This is a genomic window from Rhodococcus sp. B10 (assembly GCF_011770055.1).
Classification (GTDB): Bacteria; Actinomycetota; Actinomycetes; order Mycobacteriales; family Mycobacteriaceae; genus Rhodococcoides; species Rhodococcoides kyotonensis_B.
The window spans coordinates 1-255 of the sequence record NZ_JAAFYV010000149.1; the positions used below are offsets into that span (position 1 = coordinate 1).

General features: G+C 62.7%; 1 protein-coding gene. It reads right to left on the reverse strand.

All coding sequences use genetic code 11. The annotated features are described in order from the left end of the window. A partial coding sequence (locus RhoFasB10_RS26870) for a transposase (RefSeq protein WP_167679379.1) occupies nt 1-255 on the reverse strand: 255 nt, incomplete at both ends.

Here is a 255-nt window from a genome sequence, read left to right on the forward strand (position 1 = left end):
CCTGTCGATTTGGTCAGCATGGAGAAGGCCCACCAGTGGCAGGCGTCGCCGAGTCTCTTGTTGCGGACTTTGCGGGCTTTGACGTAATGCGATCGACCGGACGCACGGGTGATCGGTGCGGTGCCGGAGAAGGCTCGCAATCCGGCTGCGCTTTCGAAACGTTTTGGGTCGTCGCCGATTTCGGCGAGGATCCGTCCGCTCAGCACAGTCCCGAGTCCGGGTACGGATTTGAGGATCGGGGCGAGCGGATGCGTG